A 765-nucleotide genomic window follows, 5' to 3' on the forward strand; every position below is an offset into this window, starting at 1 on the left:
GACTGATCATCAATAACTTTGAGTGAATCTTTAAACCGGGCGCACCAAAGATGACGTGCACGCCAGCTTCAGTCAGAACTTTTGACCATTCAATATTTGCTTCTTCATCAAATCGCGCCTGCAACTCAACGACTACAGTAACGTTTTTGCCGTTATGCACTGCATCAATCAAAGAGTTCATCAAGCGAGAGTCTTTGGCTACGCGGTAGATATTAATTTTGATGCTGAGCACTTTCGGGTCAAAGGATGCCTGGCGAACCAATTCACCAATATGGTCAAAGGTGTGATAAGGGTAGTAGAGCAGAATGTCTTTGGCTTTGATGGCTTCGAAACTGTTGGCGTAACCTTCAAAGTCTGCACACTTCATTGGTGGCATAGGTTTGTTTTCGAGGTATTCTCGCCCGACGTTTGGAAAAGCGATGAAATCTTTGAAGTTGTGGTAGCGTCCACCTGGAATTAGGTTGTCGTAATTGGAAATTCTTAGTTTGCTGCACAAGAAGTCGAGCATCTCTTGCGGCATTTCACGCTCATACACAAAGCGTACTGGCATGGCGGTTAAACGTTGGTTTACACCTGCTGACATTTGCTCTAGCAAGCTGTATTCGATTTCATTACGCAAGTCGTACTCTGCATCACGCGTCATTTTCATCGCGTAGCCTGCGAGCTCATCATAATCGAAAAAGCCTTTAAATAGCTCGTCTAAACAGTATCGGATGATGTTATCAAGCAGGATGATGGTCTTACGGCGTTTGCCTTTTTGCTCTG

Annotated in this window: 1 protein-coding gene; it reads right to left on the reverse strand. The window is 44.4% G+C overall.

Going from position 1 to position 765, the window contains the following annotated elements:
* Positions 1-765: RNA degradosome polyphosphate kinase (locus R7190_RS26940; RefSeq protein WP_318137807.1), on the reverse strand; the 765-nt coding region annotated here is incomplete at both ends.

The organism is Vibrio sp. 1078-1 (genome assembly GCF_033340475.1).